Origin of the sequence: Rhizobium sp. rho-13.1 (genome assembly GCF_007000305.1) — a bacterium.
Taxonomy (GTDB): domain Bacteria; phylum Pseudomonadota; class Alphaproteobacteria; order Rhizobiales; family Rhizobiaceae; genus Rhizobium; species Rhizobium rhododendri.
The window spans coordinates 152,487-169,839 of sequence record NZ_SCFL01000008.1 but is presented as its reverse complement, the minus strand read 5'-3'; the positions used below and the strand labels follow the sequence as shown (position 1 = coordinate 169,839).

Sequence of the window (17,353 nt, the reverse complement as noted above, 5' to 3'; positions counted from 1 at the left end):
GATGATCAAAGCGGTTCCGACAACACCCTATCTTGACCAGAAACCCGGCACTTCCGGCCTGCGCAAGAAAGTCCCGGAATTTCAGCAGCCGAACTATGCCGAGAACTTTATCCAGTCGATATTCGATTCGCTGGAAGGCTTTCAGGGCAAGATATTGGTCATCGGCGGCGACGGTCGCTACTACAATCGCGATGTCATCCAGAAGGCCATCAAGATGGCCGCAGCCAATGGCTTCGGCAAGGTAATGGTCGGCAAGGCCGGCATCCTGTCGACCCCGGCCGCCTCCCATGTCATCCGCAAATACAAGGCCTTCGGCGGCATCATCCTCTCGGCAAGCCACAATCCCGGCGGTCCGACCGAAGACTTCGGCATCAAATACAACACCGGAAACGGCGGCCCTGCCCCTGAAAAGATCACCGACGCTATCTTTGAACGCACCAAGGTCATCGACAGCTACAAGATCGCCGACTTCCCCGACGTCAATCTCGACCGCATCGGCAAGGAAGAAATGCCGGGCGGCATGATCGTCTCGGTCATCGATTCGGTCGAGGACTACGCAGCGCTTATGGAAGAGCTGTTCGACTTCGGCGCCATCCGCAACCTGATCAGCCTCGGCTTCCGCATCTGTTTCGATGCCATGAGCGCAGTCACCGGCCCCTATGCCAAGGAAATCCTCGAAAATCGCCTCGGCGCACCCTCGGGATCTGTCCGCAACTTCAAGCCGCTTCCCGACTTCGGTGGCCACCATCCGGACCCGAACCTCGCCAATTGCCATGAACTCTACGAAGAGATGATGAGCGACGATGCCCCCGATTTCGGTGCGGCATCCGATGGCGACGGCGACCGTAACCTGATCATCGGCAAGGGCGCCTACGTGACCCCGTCCGACAGCCTCGCCATTCTTGCCGCCAATGCGAACCTCGCACCCGGCTATTCGCACGGCATCGTCGGTATCGCCCGCTCCATGCCGACTTCGGGGGCTGCGGACCGGGTCGCCGAAAAGCGCGGCATCGGCATGTACGAGACGCCGACCGGCTGGAAATTCTTTGGCAACCTGCTCGACGCCGGCATGGCGACGATCTGCGGCGAGGAAAGCTCCGGCACCGGCTCCAACCACGTTCGCGAAAAGGACGGCCTCTGGGCGGTGCTGCTCTGGCTCAACATCCTGGCGGTGCGCGGCGAAAGCGTTGCCGACATCATGGGCCAGCATTGGGCGACCTATGGCCGCAACTACTATTCGCGCCACGACTATGAAGGCGTCGACACGGAAGCCGCCAACGGCCTGATCGACGCGCTGCGCGAAAAGCTGCCAACTCTTCCGGGCACCAAGATCGGCAACCTGACTGTTACGTCCGCCGACGACTTCTCCTACCACGATCCGGTCGACAAGTCGGTCAGTAACAACCAGGGCATCCGCATCCTGTTCGAGGGCGGTTCTCGCATCGTCTTCCGGCTTTCAGGCACCGGCACGTCTGGCGCAACGCTGCGCCTCTACATCGAGCGCTACGAGCCGGACTCGACCCGCCACAACATCGAGACGCAGGCAGCACTTGCCGATCTGATCGCAGCAGCCCAGTCGGTTGCCGACATCAGCGGACGAACGGGTCGCCCTGCACCGACCGTCATCACCTGATCCGGCAGATGGCAAAAAAGCTGCAGCAGGGCGGCGTCGTCCTCACAACCGACGGCGCCGAATTTGCGGTATGGTCCAGCCGCGCTACCCTGCTCGAGCTCTGCATTTATGATATGGCGGGCGCTGAAACGGCGCGCCTGCCGATGGCGCGGGATGGCGATGTTCACCGCATCGCCTTGCCGGGATTGAGAGAGGGTGCGCGCTACGGCTACCGGGCGCACGGTCCCTACGATCCCGATAACGGCCTATGGTTCGATCCGGCAAAACTGCTCGCTGACCCCTATGCCAGGATCTTCGACCGTCCCTTCGTCTACGACAGCCGGCTCGGAATTTTCGGCGAGGATACGGCAGCGCTGATGCCGAAGGCGGTCGTGACAGCCGACATCGCCGCAAGGCGCGAGGCACCACGGTTCGCGCCCGGTGGTCTCATCTACGAAGTGGCCGTCAAGCCCTTCACCATCCTCAATACCGATGTCCCCGAGGGTCGGCGCGGCACGGTCGGCGCCCTCGCCCATCCCGCGGTTATCCGCCATTTGAAGCGGATCGGCGTCGATGCCATCGAGCTGATGCCGATCACCGCCTGGATCGACGAGCGGCATCTGCCACCGCTCGGGCTGACCAACGGTTGGGGATACAATCCGGTGTCGTTCATGGCGCTCGACCCCCGGCTGGTCCCTGGCGGCATGACGGAGCTTCGCGACACTGTCGCAGCGCTGCATGCAGAAGGCATCGCCGTCATTCTCGATCTGGTGTTCAACCACACCGGCGAGAGCGACCGGGAGGGCAGCACCCTGTCGCTGCGTGGTCTCGACAACCTGTCTTTCTACCGCCACGTGGAGGGACGCCCCGGTGAACTCGTCAACGACACGGGCACCGGTAACACGGTGGCCTGCGACCATCCCTATATCCGCCAGCTGATCATAGACAGCCTGCGTCATTTCGTGCTGCAGGCAGGCATAGACGGTTTCCGCTTCGATCTGGCGCCGATCATCGGCCGTACCGCCGAAGGTTTCCAGCCCCACGGCGAAACGCTCAGCGCCATGCTGGCCGATGACGTACTGGCCGACAGGGTCATGATCGCCGAACCCTGGGATATCGGTCCCGGCGGCTACCAGCTCGGCAATTTCCCGGCGCCGTTCCTCGAGTGGAACGACCGCGCCCGCGACGACACGCGCCGCTACTGGCGCGGGGACCAAGGCATGACCGGCGATCTTGCGACCCTGCTCGCCGGCTCGGCACCATCGTTCGAGCGCGACGGCCGCAAGCAGACCCGCAGCGTCAGCTTCCTTGCCGCCCATGACGGGTTCACACTGATGGACCTCGTCTCCAACACCCAGAAGCACAATGAGGCCAACGGCGAGAACAACCGCGACGGCCATAGCGACAATCTCTCTTGGAACAACGGTGTCGAGGGTGAAACCGACGACAGCGAGATCATCACGAGACGTCGCACTGATGTCATGGCGATGCTGTCGACCTTGTTTGCAACGCGCGGCTCGATCATGCTGACATCCGGCGACGAAGCTGGACGTTCGCAGCGCGGAAACAACAATGCCTATTGCCAGGACAACGCCATCACCTGGGTGGACTGGGCGGCGTTCGACGAGGAACTGGTGAGCCATACCGCGTTTCTTGCAGATGTCCGCAAGCGCTTCGTGATTTTTTCGCAAACCGACTTCCTGACCGACGATGACGTCGCCTGGCTCTCGCTTTCTGCAGCGTCGATGACGGTTGAGCAATGGCAGACACCCGATCTATCCACGTTGACGATGGTGTTGAACACGGTCGACCGTCTCGATCGGAAACCGGCGCGTCTCGCCGTCGTGATCAACCGGACGCATGCGGAGCAGACGTTCACGCTTCCCGTCTCGGGCGACCACCCGTGGCGCCTGCTTTCCGCCGGCAGTGAGGCGGAGGTTGCCGGGCATATTTCGGTCCCCTCACGCATCGTCCGTTTCTTGGTCCAGAGGCGATAAACCTAAAGAATTCATATCGCTTTCATCGCCTGAGCGATGTACGTCTTGGTCATCGATACCGATCGAAGGAGAGACAATGCCACGCGAGATTTCACTATCGGACGTCCAGCATATCGTCGGCACGGAAGTCGGACTGTCTGCATGGATGCTCGTCGACCAGACGATGATCGACGCATTTGCCGATGCCACCCACGACCATCAGTTCATTCACGTCGATCCGGAACGGGCCCGCGCCGAGACCCCGTTCGGCGGCACGATTGCCCACGGTTTCCTGACATTGTCGCTGCTGTCGGCCATGAACTACGATTGCCTGCCGAAAATCCGCGAGCAGACGATGGGTATCAATTACGGCTTTGAAAAAGTCCGCTTCATGTCTCCGGTGAAGCCCGGCAATCGCATCCGTGGCCATTTCATCCTCACTGAAGCCCGCTTCCGCGGCGCCGGCATGATCATGCTCACCTACGAGGTGACGGTCGAGATCGAGGACGAACGCAAGCCCGCCCTCACCGCCACCTGGATCACCATCACCCAGTTCGATCCGAAGGACAGGCCGGAGGACCATGAGTAAACTCATGGACACGGCGCTGTCCCCTCGGCGCAGGCGAAATCACCGAGCCGGGGGCTGAAGGCGATTTTCCAGGAAGGTGCGAATTAACCCGGCGATCTCTAATGCATGCGTCTCCAGCGCGAAGTGGCCGGTGTCCAGGAGATGCACCTCCGCATTCGGAAGATCGCGCTTGTAGGCCTCGGCGCCGGGCGGAATGAACGCCGGGTCATGCCTGCCCCAGACGGCAAGCAACGGCGGCTGATGCTTTCGGAAGTAGGCCTGAAACTCCGGATATCTCGCAACGTTGGAGCGATAGTCCAGAATGAGATCGAGCTGGATCTCATCGGCTCCCTGGCGCGCCATGTAGGCGATGTCGAGCGTGTAGCCATCCGGCGAGACCCGCTGCGGCAGGGTTCCTGTGAGATATTGCCAGTCGCGGATGGCTTCGGGGGTCAGCGACGCCCTGCAGGCTTCCCGGTTCTCCGGCGTCGGTTCGCGCCAATAGGCCTGCCACGGTCCCCACTGGTCGCTGAATCCATCCATGTAGGCGTTGCCGTTCTGGCTGATAATGGCCGTGACCCGCTCGGGATGAGCGAGGGCGATCCGGTAACCGGTAGGCGCGCCGTAGTCGAAGACATAGAGCGCATATGATGTCAGGCCGAGAGCTTCGGTAAAGCCGTCGATCGTCTTTGCCAGGTTGTCGAATGTATAGTCGAACGTTCCACGCGGCGGGGCCTTGGTCTGCCCGAACCCCGGCAGGTCGGGAGCGACGAGGCGATAGCGGTCGGAAAGCAGCGGAATAAGATCGCGGAACATGTGGCTTGATGTCGGGAACCCATGCAGCAGCAGAATCACGGGCGCATCGGTCGGCCCGGCTTCCCGGTACGCCACCTCGACGTCACCCACCTGTATCGTGCGATAGTTGATGTTCATTCTCGACCTCATGGGTGCTTAAGGAAATTGCGTCACACGCGCTTGTCGTTGGCCGGGATCGGCCGGGGCCACACGCAAAGCCCTCCCGCATCAAATACTACCGAACGGTCGGTTTTATCAAGTGGCTATTTCGTTTATTTCGTGCGAGGAAGATCCGTCGACAATCGGGACCGGAAGCCAGGAATGAAAGTGCTGCGAAAAGACATCGTCGCTGCCGCCCGCGAGCTGTTTCGCGACAAGGGATATGCCGGCGCCTCGATGCAGGACCTTGCCGACGTGGTCGGGTTGCGCAAGGCGTCGCTCTACGTCCGGTTTCCGAACAAGGAGGCCCTCGTTGCCGACGTCATCGCCATGACACTCGCTGAGACGTTTGCCGTCATCGGCGATGATCAGAAAGATGGCAAAGCAGCCTATGAAGCCGTGCTTCGTGCGATTGCCGCAACGTTCGCCGACCAGAAGCGATGCGTGGCGCTGCATCTGGCTTACGGCGCAGGAGACGATACGCCGCTCGCGAAGGCATCAGTCCGATCCTTCTTTGCGGAATGCCGGGATCGCCTGGCAGAAACGATCGCCGGCAAGGTAGGCCCGCAGCGGGCCAGCGATCTGGCGACCGACGCCCTGGCCCGCCTGGAGGGAGCAACGATATGGCTCGTGACAGAAAATGATCCCGCACCGCTCGACCGAGCGCTGACCGCCTCGATCAAAGAACTTGATGCCGCACTCGAGCCGTGAACCGGGGAATGCTGGCGGGGTATCGCCGCAACCGTTGAGCAAGGCCGAACGAAAAATCCCCGCACGAGGCGGGGACGATGGCTTCAGCGATATGTGCGCTCAGTGGCGTCTTCCGAGGCTTCGGCCAGAAGCCCGAAAACATACTCCGAAAACGACCGCCAGCACTCGACCTTGAAAGTCTCCGCATCCAGCCGCACCAGCACGATCTCCACCTTTCCGAACAGCGTGCGCGAGCAGGCGCCGACCGGAAAGACGGCGAGCGACAGGTCCTGCGGGCAGCCGGCCGAAAGGCAGGCTTCGGCATCAGGCCCCGACACGACAATGCCGGCGTTGCGGTGGGACACATCGGCTGCCGAATGCAGCACGCCCGAGCCGCCCGCAATGGCAACCAGATCGACCTCACCGTCGTCGATGACCAGCCATTCGTCCGGCCCAAGCCACAGTGCAATCCGGCCTCCCGTCTGCGTCGACGTCTTCGGGCTTGTCGGCAGGGCCAGGCCGAGCGCCGATGACAGGGCTGCAACGGAGGCATCGGGCGCGCGCAGCGATATTCGGCTGGCGGGCTTGGCCGGTGTCAGGCGAACGCCGGCGGAGCCGCCGTGGCGCCCGGCGAGCGGCGATGTGCGAATTGCCTGATCAACCATGGATCCGGCCTCCTTCCTTGTCAAAGAACACCATGTCGGTCACCTCGACGGCGATTGTCTTGTCGGGCATCGGCACATAGAGCGTTTTGCCCATGCGCTCGCGGCCACCGGCCACCAGCGCGAAGGCGATGGACCGACCGCAATTTTCCGACCAGTAGGCCGACGTCACGTGGCCAAGCATAGTCATCGGCTTAGGCTCGTTCGGATCGGCAACAATCTGGGCGCCCTCCTCCAGAACGACGTTCGGATCCTTGGTAATCAGCCCGACCAACTGCTTGCGGCCCGGCTTGACGAGATCCGGCCGCTTCAGGCCACGGATTCCGACAAAATCCGCCTTCTTCTTTGAAACCGCCCAGTTGAGGCCGGCATCATCTGGGGTAACGGTGCCGTCGGTATCCTGGCCAACAATGATGTAACCCTTCTCGGCGCGCAGCACGTGCATGGTCTCGGTGCCGTAGGCGCAGGCACCGAGTTTCTCCGCACGGGCCCAGACAGCTTCGAGCACAGACTGTCCATAATCCGCCGACACATTGATCTCGTAGCCGACATCGCCGGTAAACGAGACGCGGAACAGCCGTGTCGGAACGCCACAGAATTTGCCTTCCGCGACACTCATATGCGGAAAAGCCTCGTTAGACAGGTCGATGCCCTCGACGAAAGGCTCAATGATCTCGCGCGCCTTCGGGCCTTGGACAGCGATGACTGCCCATTGCTCGGTTGTCGATGTCAGCCACACCTTCAGATGTGGAAATTCCGTCTGCAGGTAGTCTTCCATGTGGTGCATCACGCGCGGCGCACCGCCTGTCGTCGTCGTCACGTGGAAGCGGTCTTCGGCCAGCCGCCCGACGACGCCGTCGTCATAGACGAAGCCGTCTTCACGCAGCATGATGCCGTATCGGCAGCGGCCGGGCTTCAGCGTATCCCAGGCGTTGGTATAGATGAGGTTGAGGAATTCCGCCGCATCGGGGCCGACCACCTCGATCTTGCCGAGCGTCGAGGCATCGAAGATGCCCGCCACTGCACGCACGGTTCGGCACTCGCGGTTGACCGCCTGGTGCATCGTCTCGCCGGCACGCGGATAGAACCAGGCGCGCTTCCAGTTGCCGACATCTTCGAAGATCGCTCCGCGCGCCTCTTCCCAGGCGTGCAGAGGCGTCTTGCGAGCGGGATCGAAGTGATCGCCGCGCGAATGGCCGACCAGCGTGCCGTAGGTGACAGGCGTATAGGGCGAGCGGAAGGTCGTCAGGCCCACCTGCGGAATGGGGCGATCAAGCACTTCGGCGGCGATTGCCAGCCCGTGCATGTTCGACAGCTTGCCTTGGTCGGATGCCATGCCATTGGTCGTGAAGCGCTTGATATGCTCTATCGAGTGCATGCCCTCGCGCACCGCAAGCCGGATGTCCTTGGCGCATACATCGTGCTGGAAATCGACGAAGGCCTTGGCGGAGGTATCCGGGCCGGCACCTTCGGCAGCGCCGACCATGCCGCCGGTCCACTCGAAGGCCTGTTCGCCGGTCAGCAGGATCTTGCCGTCACCGGTGGCACCTGTGGCCCGCGCCATCAGTTCGCCTGCAGCCAGCGATTCCTCAATAGTCTGCTGCAGGCCGTCGGTACCGTTGCAGGCGCCGATGGACAGGCAATCCTGCGCATAGGTGCCGGGCAGGAAGCGCTGCCCCTCTGCATCGAACCTCAGCTTTCCTCGCGACTGCGAGAACATATGCACCGACGGGGTCCAGCCAGCCGACATCAAGAGCGCGTCGACGGCAATCTTGCGCTTGGCGCCGCCGCCGTTGCGCGCAACTGTCATCGACGATACCCGAAGCCGGCCCGAAGTATCGATGACCGAATGGCCTGCGAGAACTTCGATGCCGAGACGGCGGGCTTCCGCCAGCGCCGCCTCGCCGGGCCGGGTGCGGCAATCGACGATGGCAGACACAGACACGCCAGCCTTTTTGAGGTCGAAGGCGGCTTCATAGGCCGAATCATGGGCCGTGTAGACGCCGATCCTGGCGCCGACAGCGACACCGTAATGGTTGAGATACTCGCGCGCGGCCGATGCCAGCATGATGCCCGGCCGGTCGTTATTGGCAAACACCATGTGCCGCTCGATGGCGCCGGTGGCGAGGATCACGCGCCGGGCGCGAACCTGGATCAGCCGTTCGCGCGGCAGCTTGCGGTCAGGGCGGGCCATATGGTCGGTGACGCGTTCGGCCAACGCCACGAAATTGTGGTTGTAGTAGCCAAAAGCCGTGGTGCGGGTCAGCACCTCGACATTCGGCATGGCCTTCAACCGTGCCGCGACGGACTGCGCCCAGTCATAGCCATCGACGCCGTCAATCCGCACGCTGGCATCGAAATGCAGCGCGCCACCGACAGTCGCCTGCTCGTCGCAGAGCATGACCTTGGCACCCGCTTCGGCGGCAGCGAGCGCTGCCGACAGGCCGGCAATGCCGCCGCCGACCACCAGCACGTCGCAATGGGCAAATCGGCTGGCATAGTGGTCCGGATCGGCCTCGGTAGGCGCCACGCCGAGACCCGCAGCACGGCGGATGATCGGCTCATAGAGGTTCTTCCAGGCAGCCTTCGGCCACATAAAGGTCTTGTAGTAAAAACCGGCGGCAAAGAACGGTGACAGGAAATTGTTGATGCCGCCGATGTCGAAGCCGAGCGACGGAAAGCGATTCTGCGAAAGCACCTTCATGCCATCGAACACTTCCTGCACGCTGGCCCGCACATTCGGCTGGCGTCGCGCCGAATCGCGCGCAATGTCGAGCAGCGCGTTCGGCTCCTCGGCACCCGACGACAGGATGCCGCGCGGCCGGTGATATTTGAACGAGCGGCCGACCAGGTGGACGCCGTTTGCGAGCAGCGCCGACGCGGCAGTATCGCCCTCAAGCGCGGTGTAGGTCTTGCCGTCAAAGGTGAAGCGGGCGGTCTTGGCGGGCGTCAGGCGGCCGGCGCCCGGGATACGATTGGCGCCGCTCATCGGGCGTCTCCTTCCGTCGCTTCATAGGTTTCGACGGGCGCGTTGGTGACTGCGGTGGCGTCGATATCGGGCTTCGGTTCGCCGGCCTTGTAGGTCTGCAGGAACTTGTCGCTAACGGTATCGCGAGCCGCGTTGAAGAACCGGCCGCAGCCGTGCATATGCCGCCAGCGCTCGAAAATCAGGCCCTTCGGATTATCGCGCAGGAAAAAGAACTCCTCGAATTCCTCGTCCGAGATCGCGGCAATATCGGTCGGGCGCACAATATGGGCATCGCCGCAGTTGCGGAACTCGAGTTCCGAACGCTCTTCCCGACAGTAGGGGCAGTAGATCAGCAGCATGGGGAACTCCCGGCCCGATGGGTATGACTTATGTGACGTGTGGCGGCAGGACGGAGAGTGGCCCGGATGTGGCGGCCTGCCCCCCTCTGTCCCTTCGGGACATCTCCCCTACAAGGGGGGAGATCATTCATTTCCCTTATGAAAACCGGCGTCGATGGTGATCTCCCCCCTTGTAGGGGAGATGTCACCGACGGTGACAGGGAGGGATGGCTCCGAACTCGAGACATCGTTGCCATCAATGCGCCACCGCCGCAGCTGCCGCTTCGTCGATCAGCCGGCCGGACCGGAAGCGGTCCAGCGCCAGGCCGGCGGAAAACTTGTGCGGTTCGTCTCGGGCGATCAGGTGGGCAAACAGATGGGCCGAGCCCGGCGTTGCCTTGAAGCCGCCCGTGCCCCAGCCGCAATTGACGTAAAGCCCCGGCACCGGCGTCCTCGACTGGATGGCCGAGCGATCCGGCGTATTGTCGACGATACCGCCCCAGGAGCGCATCATCTTGACGCGCCGAAACATCGGGAAAAGTTCGCAGATCGCATCGAGCGTATGGGTTATGATCTGCAGGCCGCCAGTCTGGGAGTAGGAATTGTACTGGTCGGTACCGGCCCCAATTACCAGCTCGCCCTTGTCGGACTGCGAAATATAGGCATGCACGGTGTTCGACATGACGACGCAGGGGAAAATCGGCTTCAGCGGCTCGGACACCAGCGCCTGCAGCGGCGTCGACTGCAGTGGCACGCGGACATCGGCCATCTTCATCACGGTCGTCGTGTGGCCGGCAGCGGAAACGCCGATCTTCTTCGTGCCGATCAGGCCGCGTGTCGTATCGACGCCGGTGACCTCGCCGTTCGGCCCGCGCCGGATGCCGGTGACTTCGCAATTCTGGATGATGTGCACGCCACGGTCGGCCGCAGCGCGGGCATAGCCCCAGGCGACGGCATCGTGACGCGCAGTACCGCCACGGCGCTGCAGGGCTGCACCGTTGATCGGATAGCGGGCGCTGGCCGAGATATCGAGCGGCGGACAGAAAGCCTTTGCCTGCTCTGGCGTCATCCACTCGTTGTCGATGCCGTAGAGCCGGTTGGCATGGATATGGCGCTTGAACGACTGCTGGTCGTGGACGTTGTGCGACAGCATCATCACGCCGCGCGGCGAATACATGACGTTGTAGTTAAGCTCCTGGCTCAGCCCTTCCCAAAGCTTCAGCGAGTGCTCGTAGATGTGCATGCTCTCTTCATAGAGATAGTTCGAGCGGATGATGGTGGTGTTGCGGCCGGTATTGCCGCCGCCGAGCCAGCCCTTCTCGATGACAGCGACATTGGTTATGCCGTGCTCCTTGGCCAGATAATAGGCCGCCCCAAGCCCGTGCCCCCCGGCGCCGATGATGACGACATCGTATTCCTTGCGCGGCACGGGCGAGGTCCACTGGGCGTCCCAGCCTTTGTGTCCACGTAACGCCTCGCGAGCCACGGCAAAAACCGAGTATTTCCGCATTCGCACTTACTCCTTGGGGAAGAGCTCTTCCAATGGGCCATACAAATCGCAAATCGAAAACCGACACAACGGTTCTTTTGCGACGCATTTGACGCAGGTGTCGACACGGCGGGAATTGGGGAGGGATTGCGGGGGACTTGCGAGCGGATAGGCTACAGTTTACGAACCATGAACTTGTCTTTAACTGCGATATTACGGCCAGAAACTGCCAGCACCATCATGGATGGATTGCCTACACGATGTGAGGTAATGAGTTCCTTCACCATGCGTGCTAAGACAACCTTGATTTGGAGTCGATCATGGCAGAAACTACCATAGAATGGACAGACGCAACTTGGAACCCAATAGCAGGTTGCACGATAATGAGCGCTGGATGCACAAATTGCTACGCCATGCGGATGGCAGCGCGTCTGGAAGCGATGGGTGTTGAAAAATATCAAGGCCTAACTCGGAAATCAGGCGGCCGAGCAAAATGGACTGGTGCACTCTATCTTGATGAGAACGCTCTCCAAATACCGGCGTCCTGGTCTCGTCCACGGAATGTATTCGTCAACTCGATGTCTGACTTATTTCACCCCGACGTGCCCGCCAGCTTTGTTGGCAAAGTCTGGTCGGTCATGGCGGAAACACCTCGGCACACATACCAAATTCTGACCAAGCGCCCTGACAGGATGGCGAGCATTCTGCGAAACGACTTCCCTGTTCTACCAAACGTTTGGTTGGGTACCAGCGTAGAGGACGGGCGCGTCACTCATCGCCTAGATGACTTACGCTTAGTCCCTGCTGCCCTACGTTTCGTCTCCTTCGAGCCGCTCATCGGGTCTGTATCAGCAGGACATCTGACGGGTATTCAGTGGGCAATAGTAGGAGGTGAATCCGGGCCAAACGCTCGTCCAATGGATTCCGTTTGGATCGACGAAATCTTCGATATGTGCACCGATTCAGATACAACATTTTTCTTTAAACAATGGGGCGGATACAATAAGAAAAAAAACGGTCGGTCGTATCGTGGCCGCACCTGGGACGGCATGCCATCAATTGCGGCTTAAGCACGCTCGATGCTGTCTTCTTCGTCCGGGACTTTTCGTCTTGGATTCTTCAGCCGCCAAGTTTCTTTTATTATCCCACTCCTTCCCAACTCTGCGCAAATCTGCTTAGCATCAGTCTTGCGCAGCATGTATTGGTCGAGCATCATTGGCCAGATTTCAGAAAACGGTTTCGGACAGCTTGGCAATTGGTCACGAAGCCAGCCTTTCGCGTCCTCTTTGATATCGCTAATCTGGGCATCAATAGAAAGTCCTGCCAGCGAGGCGGAAATGTCTGGGCCGAACAAATCGGGCTGTCCCGTCCTGTTCTCGCGGTTGATCTCCCTCGCTGCAGCTCTCCGCATACCGTGACCCTTTAGAGCCTGGTATTCAACTTGCCGATAAGCGGCGAGTCCCTCGACGCTCCGTGTCCCGTACACAATGTGGAAATGTGTTCGGTCAGAAATTTTCTCGATTGGGGTGTTTAGGACGTATTTGAAATTTCCTGCCTTCCAAAACTGCTCACGAAACAGGGTAAGCAGGGCTTCTTCTCGCAACAACTGAGATCGGTCGAGACGTGTCTTCCAGTTCGCGCCGAGGATACCGTCAAATGAACTTAATGTGGTAGGGTCGGACGATGCGGTAAACCGACTGACGAAGTCGTACATAAAGTTAAGCAATACTTCGCCTTGCGAGTGCTCGAAAATTGGCTTTACCTTTGCGAACCCGTACCCAGTCCATCCCGTGGGATCGATGAATGTCAGCGCGAAGGAGTTCGCCATGGTATTTTGAATTTGAGGGACGGCGTCTTCAAACTTTCCGTTGAAAGTCTCGATGAAGAACCCATTGGCGGGGTCGTGATGGGGAGCGACCGCAGCCTGCAGCTTAGCAAAAGAACCAGTGTTCTCCTCGACAAAAAAACACCTGATGATTGGCCGCTTTCCTGTGGCACGGACTTTTGCCTGAACGTCCTTTAGAACCTGAATTGCAATCATGAATGACGAATCGGAGTGGTCCGGTGTTCTTGACTTCCAAGGGCCTGAGAATCCATCAATATAAGAGAGCGTCACCCATCCGCCTTGCAGCGTCTTAAAAGCGAGCGTCTGCAGGTACCGTCGGAGGATGAAGTGCTTAGCCTCGGTCTGCTCTCGATCCTGATATACCGGTATCATGCGGAAATCCTCCCAAAATACATTTTGCACAACTTAACGCTGAGTTGCAGCTAAGCCAACGAGCCTTTGTTGTGCAATGGTATTTTTCCCGCTTCCGGACCATTCTGCCTATTTCCTAGGGAGATGAACCAGGAAATCATGGAGTCAATATCGGCCTTTCAAACTCGGCGCGCGTCACATGGACGGGAAGTTTTAACGTTGATAGCTGGTACTGATGTTTTAAATGCAGAATCCCCATTTTCTCCCGACCCCCACCCCTCCCCCCTCATCTCAACTCCCACCCCCGATCTGCGACCCCCACGACCAGTCGCCCGGCCACAAGCCGGGCGGGCGACACACTTACCGTTACGGTCGGTGACTGGGATCGACAGGTTGGCGGGGTTCAATCGAACCGGGAAACGGTGTTCCCGTGCAGGCATTTGTCAGCGACATCCCGGCTTCCCAACACTTACGCCCCCTATACCCGCAGCGCGCCGGGGGTCAGGCCATCTTCCCGGCGCATGATGGCCGTGAGATGGCTTTGGCTGGAGAAGCCGCAGTTGAGCGCGATCTCGGCCAGCGGCAGCCGTCCATTGACGATCAGTGCGCGGGCCTGATCGAGGCGTAGGCGGGTGAAATACTGGTGCGGGCTCGTCCCCGTCCGGCGCCGGAAAGAGCGCAGCATCTGGCTTGACGAGAGCTCGACCAGCGCGGCCAGCGCGTCGAGCCGGACACCGTCTGTAAGATGCGCCTGCATATGGTCGCGCACCTGTCGGAACTGCCGGTCCGACAGGCCGCCCAGATCCTTCTGAGGCCGAGCCACGCCATATTGCCGGATAAGGTGGATGCCGAGCAGGTTGAGGAGCGAATCAAGCTCGAGGCTCGCCATTGTCCCGTGCGTGCCCGAACGCAGCTCGTCGCGCAGCATGCCGCCGAGCAGCCCGACACGGCGGTCGACGACCGGCAATGCGTCCGCGACGACGGTGGCAGCCGGCAGATCGAGGTCGGACTGGGCGAGGTCATCGAGCCACTTCTGCGACAGCGAGAACGCCGCCACCTCCTTGGGCTCATGCCAGCGCGCCCAGTAGTCCGCCCCTGCCGGCACGATCTCGCAGCACCCGCTAGCAGCCGAAGCGGTGCGGATCCGCGTGCCGCCGAGGCGCGACTCGCGGTTGCTGAAGGGCTTGAAGGACAAAAGCACGAGATGATGGGGGATCGACTGGCTGATCTCGCCGGCGTTCCGCCGGTTCCACGCCGCCGTCCCGAAATCCGACCGGACAAGCCTGCCCCAGTTCGGCACCGGTGTGTCGGTAGTGGCAACATGGGGGGCTTCGGGTGGAATGGCATCTGACATGTCTATTCCCCGTCCGGCGTGCGGATTTACTAACAACGATGCGCGTATCCTGAAAGCCGCACCCCTCCATGTCGCCTATTCCTTGCTCATCAACAAGGAGAAAGACAATGACAACGAACGACATGAGCAAAAACATCGATGGCAAGGTAGCGGTTGTGATGGGTGCAACGCGCAATCAGGGCCGGGCCTACGCCGTCATGCTGGCGCGCAACGGCTGCCGCGGGGTGGCCGTCCACTATCACGGCGAGGCATCAAGGGGCGAAGCGGAAGAGACCGCCGCCGAGATCAAGCATTACGGTGCCGAGGCGCTTCTGTTCAGCGCCGACCTGACAAAGGTCGCCGACGTGGTGAAATTGTTTGACGCGGTCGACGAGACGTTCGGCCAACTCGACATCGTGGTGAACACAGTCGGCAAGGTGGTCAAGAAGCCGTTCGTAGAGATCACCGAAGCCGAGTTCGACCAGAGCTTTGCAATCAACAGCAAGGCGGCGTTCTTCTGCATGCAGGAGGCAGCCAAACGGATCGCCGACAACGGCCGGATCATCAACATCGGCACGACGCTGCAAGCGGCAACGACCGGGCTCTACGCAATCTACGCCGGGTCAAAGGCGCCGCTCGAACACTTCACACGCGCCCTTGCCAAGGAAATCGGCCACCGGGGCGTCACGGTCAACACCGTGGCACCTGGCCCACTCAACACCTCGTTCTTCTACCCAGTGGAGACGGACGATTCGAAAGCGTTTCTCTCCGGCATGAGCCCCCAGAACCGCCTCGGCGAGATCGACGAAATCACGCCACTGATCGAGTTCCTTGTCGGCCCGGGCGGCGGCTGGGTGACAGCCCAGACCCTCTTCATCAACGGCGGCTTCATCGCCCGCTAAACCCATGACCAACCGGCGTCCGTCGCAAGCGGGCGCCGATCCCACATCGAAAAGCGCCGATGAACCATTCGAGCGGGCCATCGGCTGCCTCGATTTCGGGCGGCACCGGACAGAGGCACCGCCTCGGCCTTGTCGCTCTTCGGCAACCACGAACCGGCCGCGCTCAGCGGCTCCGACCAGTTCGTCCGGGCGCCCATGTGGCCCCTCATCCTATGACCATATGCGTCCCGCCGATAGAAAGCGGCTTTCGCATCCGTCGTACGAGCTCAGTTGCCTTGACCAGGCCCTGTCCCGGCGCCGAAGCATACGACATAAAGCGGGCATGTCCGTCCCGAGTTATGACGTCCGGCACCTCTCCTTTTTCCCGGCCTCCCCCATCCCCTCATCTAGACTTCCACCCCCCAATCTGCTATCGCCCACGGCCAATTGCCCTGTCTCAGGCTGGGCTAGCCACACAATTTTGCCTTCAGGGTCGGTGACTGGGACCGGCTGGTTGGCGGGGTGCAATCGAACCGGGGAACGGTGTTCTCGTGCAGGTACTTGTCCGCGACAACAAGGTCGACCAGGCGCTCCGCGCGCTCAAGAAGAAGATGCAGCGCGAAGGAAAGATCGGATAGTCGTTATTTCGACGTTTTCGAATGTATGTGTGGCGGGGCGAATCATTCGCCGCCGCCATCTTAGTTTATGAACAAATCTCTCGGCACAGCCCGATCTGACCGCATGGAAAGCGAAATCCGGAATGGCATTTATGACGCATGAACAGTCCCGAACCCCGATCCGGTCCGCTTCTGTTTGCAGGGCCGGCAAGTCAGCATTGCCGCTTCTGGCGCTCGTCGCCGCGATTGGCCTTGCCGGATGCCAGACGAACTCCACGGACGCGGTCATCCGCATCGACAAGGCGCAGGGTTCGCAGGAAAACATTTCCTCGCTTAGCTCCGTCATCGCCGCCAATCCGTCGGATCCGGAAGGCTACAACGTGCGTGGATCGGCCTATGGCCGCGCCGGCGAATTCTCCAAGTCGCTGGCCGACTTCAACCAGGCGATCCAGCTCAATCCGAAATTCTACCAGGCCTATGCCAACCGCGCGCTTGTCTACCGCAACATGGGCAAGCAGGCGGAAGCCGCCGCCGATTACTCCTCGGCGCTGCAGATCAACCCGAACTACGATGTCGCCTATATCGGTCGCGGCAATATCTATCGCCTCGCCGGACAAGACGACCAGGCCTTCAACGACTTCTCCAAGGCGATCCAGCTCGGCACGACGGACGGACGCGCCTATCACGGCCGCGGCTTGATCTTCCAGAAGCGCGGCCAGCAGGAAAAGGCGATCGACGATTTCTCCAAGGCGATCTCGCTGTCGCCGAATTCGCCGGAGCCCTACAACGGCCGCGGCATCTCCTATATCGCCAACAAGGATCTCGACAACGCCTTTGCCGACTTCAACCACGCCATCGACCTCGACAACAAGGTGGCGGAATCCTGGTCGAACCAGGCGCTGGTCTATGAACAGCGCGGCGACAAGGCGAAGGCACAGAAGTCCTACCAGCACGCGCTCAATCTCGACCCGCGCTTCCAGCCGGCCAAGGACGGCCTCGCCCGTCTTCGCGGCTGATAGAACGATACCCCGGCGCAACCAGCGCCGGGCATCCCCAGGCATTGCGGAA

General features: G+C 60.9%; 14 protein-coding genes. 7 read left to right on the top strand and 7 right to left on the bottom strand.

Features of this window, described 5'->3' with window-relative positions; genetic code table 11:
• The first annotated feature begins 1 nt into the window (after position 1).
• The 3 genes from EQW76_RS19230 to EQW76_RS19220 all read left to right on the top strand — a co-directional run bounded on the left by EQW76_RS19230 (position 2) and on the right by EQW76_RS19220 (position 4,177).
• Complete coding sequence (locus EQW76_RS19230; protein WP_142830533.1) at positions 2 to 1,633, top strand: alpha-D-glucose phosphate-specific phosphoglucomutase; 1,632 nt, start codon at positions 2 to 4, stop codon at positions 1,631 to 1,633.
• An 8-nt stretch (positions 1,634 to 1,641) separates the two neighbouring features.
• Positions 1,642 to 3,609 carry a glycogen debranching protein GlgX gene (gene glgX / locus EQW76_RS19225; protein WP_143123068.1) on the top strand — a complete coding sequence of 656 codons (1,968 nt, stop codon included), beginning with the start codon at positions 1,642 to 1,644 and terminating at the stop codon, positions 3,607 to 3,609.
• 76 nt (positions 3,610 to 3,685) lie between these two features.
• On the top strand, positions 3,686 to 4,177 hold the full coding sequence (locus EQW76_RS19220) for a MaoC family dehydratase (RefSeq protein ID WP_111218770.1): 492 nt from the start codon (positions 3,686 to 3,688) through the stop codon (positions 4,175 to 4,177).
• Positions 4,178 to 4,216: 39 nt separating this feature from the next.
• Here EQW76_RS19220 and EQW76_RS19215 read toward each other — a convergent pair whose 3' ends face one another.
• Positions 4,217 to 5,089, bottom strand: a complete 873-nt coding sequence (locus tag EQW76_RS19215; RefSeq protein ID WP_142830529.1) for an alpha/beta hydrolase — start codon at positions 5,087 to 5,089, stop codon at positions 4,217 to 4,219.
• Between the two features lie 183 nt (positions 5,090 to 5,272).
• Between EQW76_RS19215 and EQW76_RS19210 the strand changes: the two genes are divergently transcribed.
• Positions 5,273 to 5,821, top strand: coding sequence for a TetR/AcrR family transcriptional regulator (locus EQW76_RS19210; protein ID WP_142830527.1), 549 nt, complete (start codon positions 5,273 to 5,275; stop codon positions 5,819 to 5,821).
• 83 nt (positions 5,822 to 5,904) lie between these two features.
• Here the strand turns inward: EQW76_RS19210 and EQW76_RS19205 are convergent, their stop codons facing one another.
• The 4 genes from EQW76_RS19205 to EQW76_RS19190 all read right to left on the bottom strand — a co-directional run bounded on the left by EQW76_RS19205 (position 5,905) and on the right by EQW76_RS19190 (position 11,278).
• A complete protein-coding gene (locus tag EQW76_RS19205; protein ID WP_142830525.1) occupies positions 5,905 to 6,465 on the bottom strand; it encodes a sarcosine oxidase subunit gamma in 561 nt (186 codons plus the stop codon).
• Positions 6,458 to 9,451, bottom strand: coding sequence for a sarcosine oxidase subunit alpha (locus tag EQW76_RS19200; RefSeq protein ID WP_142830523.1), 2,994 nt, complete (start codon positions 9,449 to 9,451; stop codon positions 6,458 to 6,460). Before EQW76_RS19200 ends, EQW76_RS19205 begins: the two co-directional genes overlap by 8 nt.
• Entirely contained in the window at positions 9,448 to 9,789 is a 342-nt protein-coding gene (locus tag EQW76_RS19195) for a sarcosine oxidase subunit delta (protein ID WP_142830521.1), read from the bottom strand. The genes EQW76_RS19200 and EQW76_RS19195 overlap by 4 nt, the downstream gene beginning before the upstream one ends.
• A gap of 235 nt (positions 9,790 to 10,024) precedes the next feature.
• Positions 10,025 to 11,278, bottom strand: a complete 1,254-nt coding sequence (locus EQW76_RS19190; RefSeq protein WP_142830519.1) for a sarcosine oxidase subunit beta family protein — start codon at positions 11,276 to 11,278, stop codon at positions 10,025 to 10,027.
• Positions 11,279 to 11,577: 299 nt separating this feature from the next.
• Between EQW76_RS19190 and EQW76_RS19185 the strand changes: the two genes are divergently transcribed.
• The gene (locus EQW76_RS19185) at positions 11,578 to 12,327 is read left to right on the top strand and encodes a DUF5131 family protein (protein ID WP_142830517.1); all 750 of its coding nucleotides are present in this window, start codon (positions 11,578 to 11,580) and stop codon (positions 12,325 to 12,327) included.
• Here the strand turns inward: EQW76_RS19185 and tcmP are convergent.
• A complete protein-coding gene (gene tcmP, locus EQW76_RS19180) occupies positions 12,324 to 13,475 on the bottom strand; it encodes a three-Cys-motif partner protein TcmP (RefSeq protein WP_143123067.1) in 1,152 nt (383 codons plus the stop codon). The two genes, EQW76_RS19185 and tcmP, sit on opposite strands and share 4 nt — an antisense overlap.
• A 457-nt stretch (positions 13,476 to 13,932) precedes the next feature.
• Positions 13,933 to 14,844 carry an AraC family transcriptional regulator gene (locus tag EQW76_RS19175; protein ID WP_142830513.1) on the bottom strand — a complete coding sequence of 304 codons (912 nt, stop codon included), beginning with the start codon at positions 14,842 to 14,844 and terminating at the stop codon, positions 13,933 to 13,935.
• 71 nt (positions 14,845 to 14,915) lie between these two features.
• Here EQW76_RS19175 and EQW76_RS19170 point away from each other — a divergent pair, with 71 nt between their 5' ends.
• Both EQW76_RS19170 and EQW76_RS19160 read left to right on the top strand, forming a co-directional pair.
• Positions 14,916 to 15,689 (top strand): SDR family oxidoreductase, encoded by a 774-nt coding sequence (locus tag EQW76_RS19170; RefSeq protein WP_202617173.1) that lies wholly within the window; start codon positions 14,916 to 14,918, stop codon positions 15,687 to 15,689.
• Positions 15,690 to 16,437: 748 nt separating this feature from the next.
• On the top strand, positions 16,438 to 17,301 hold the full coding sequence (locus EQW76_RS19160) for a tetratricopeptide repeat protein (protein WP_224127942.1): 864 nt from the start codon (positions 16,438 to 16,440) through the stop codon (positions 17,299 to 17,301).
• Positions 17,302 to 17,353 lie beyond the last annotated feature (52 nt).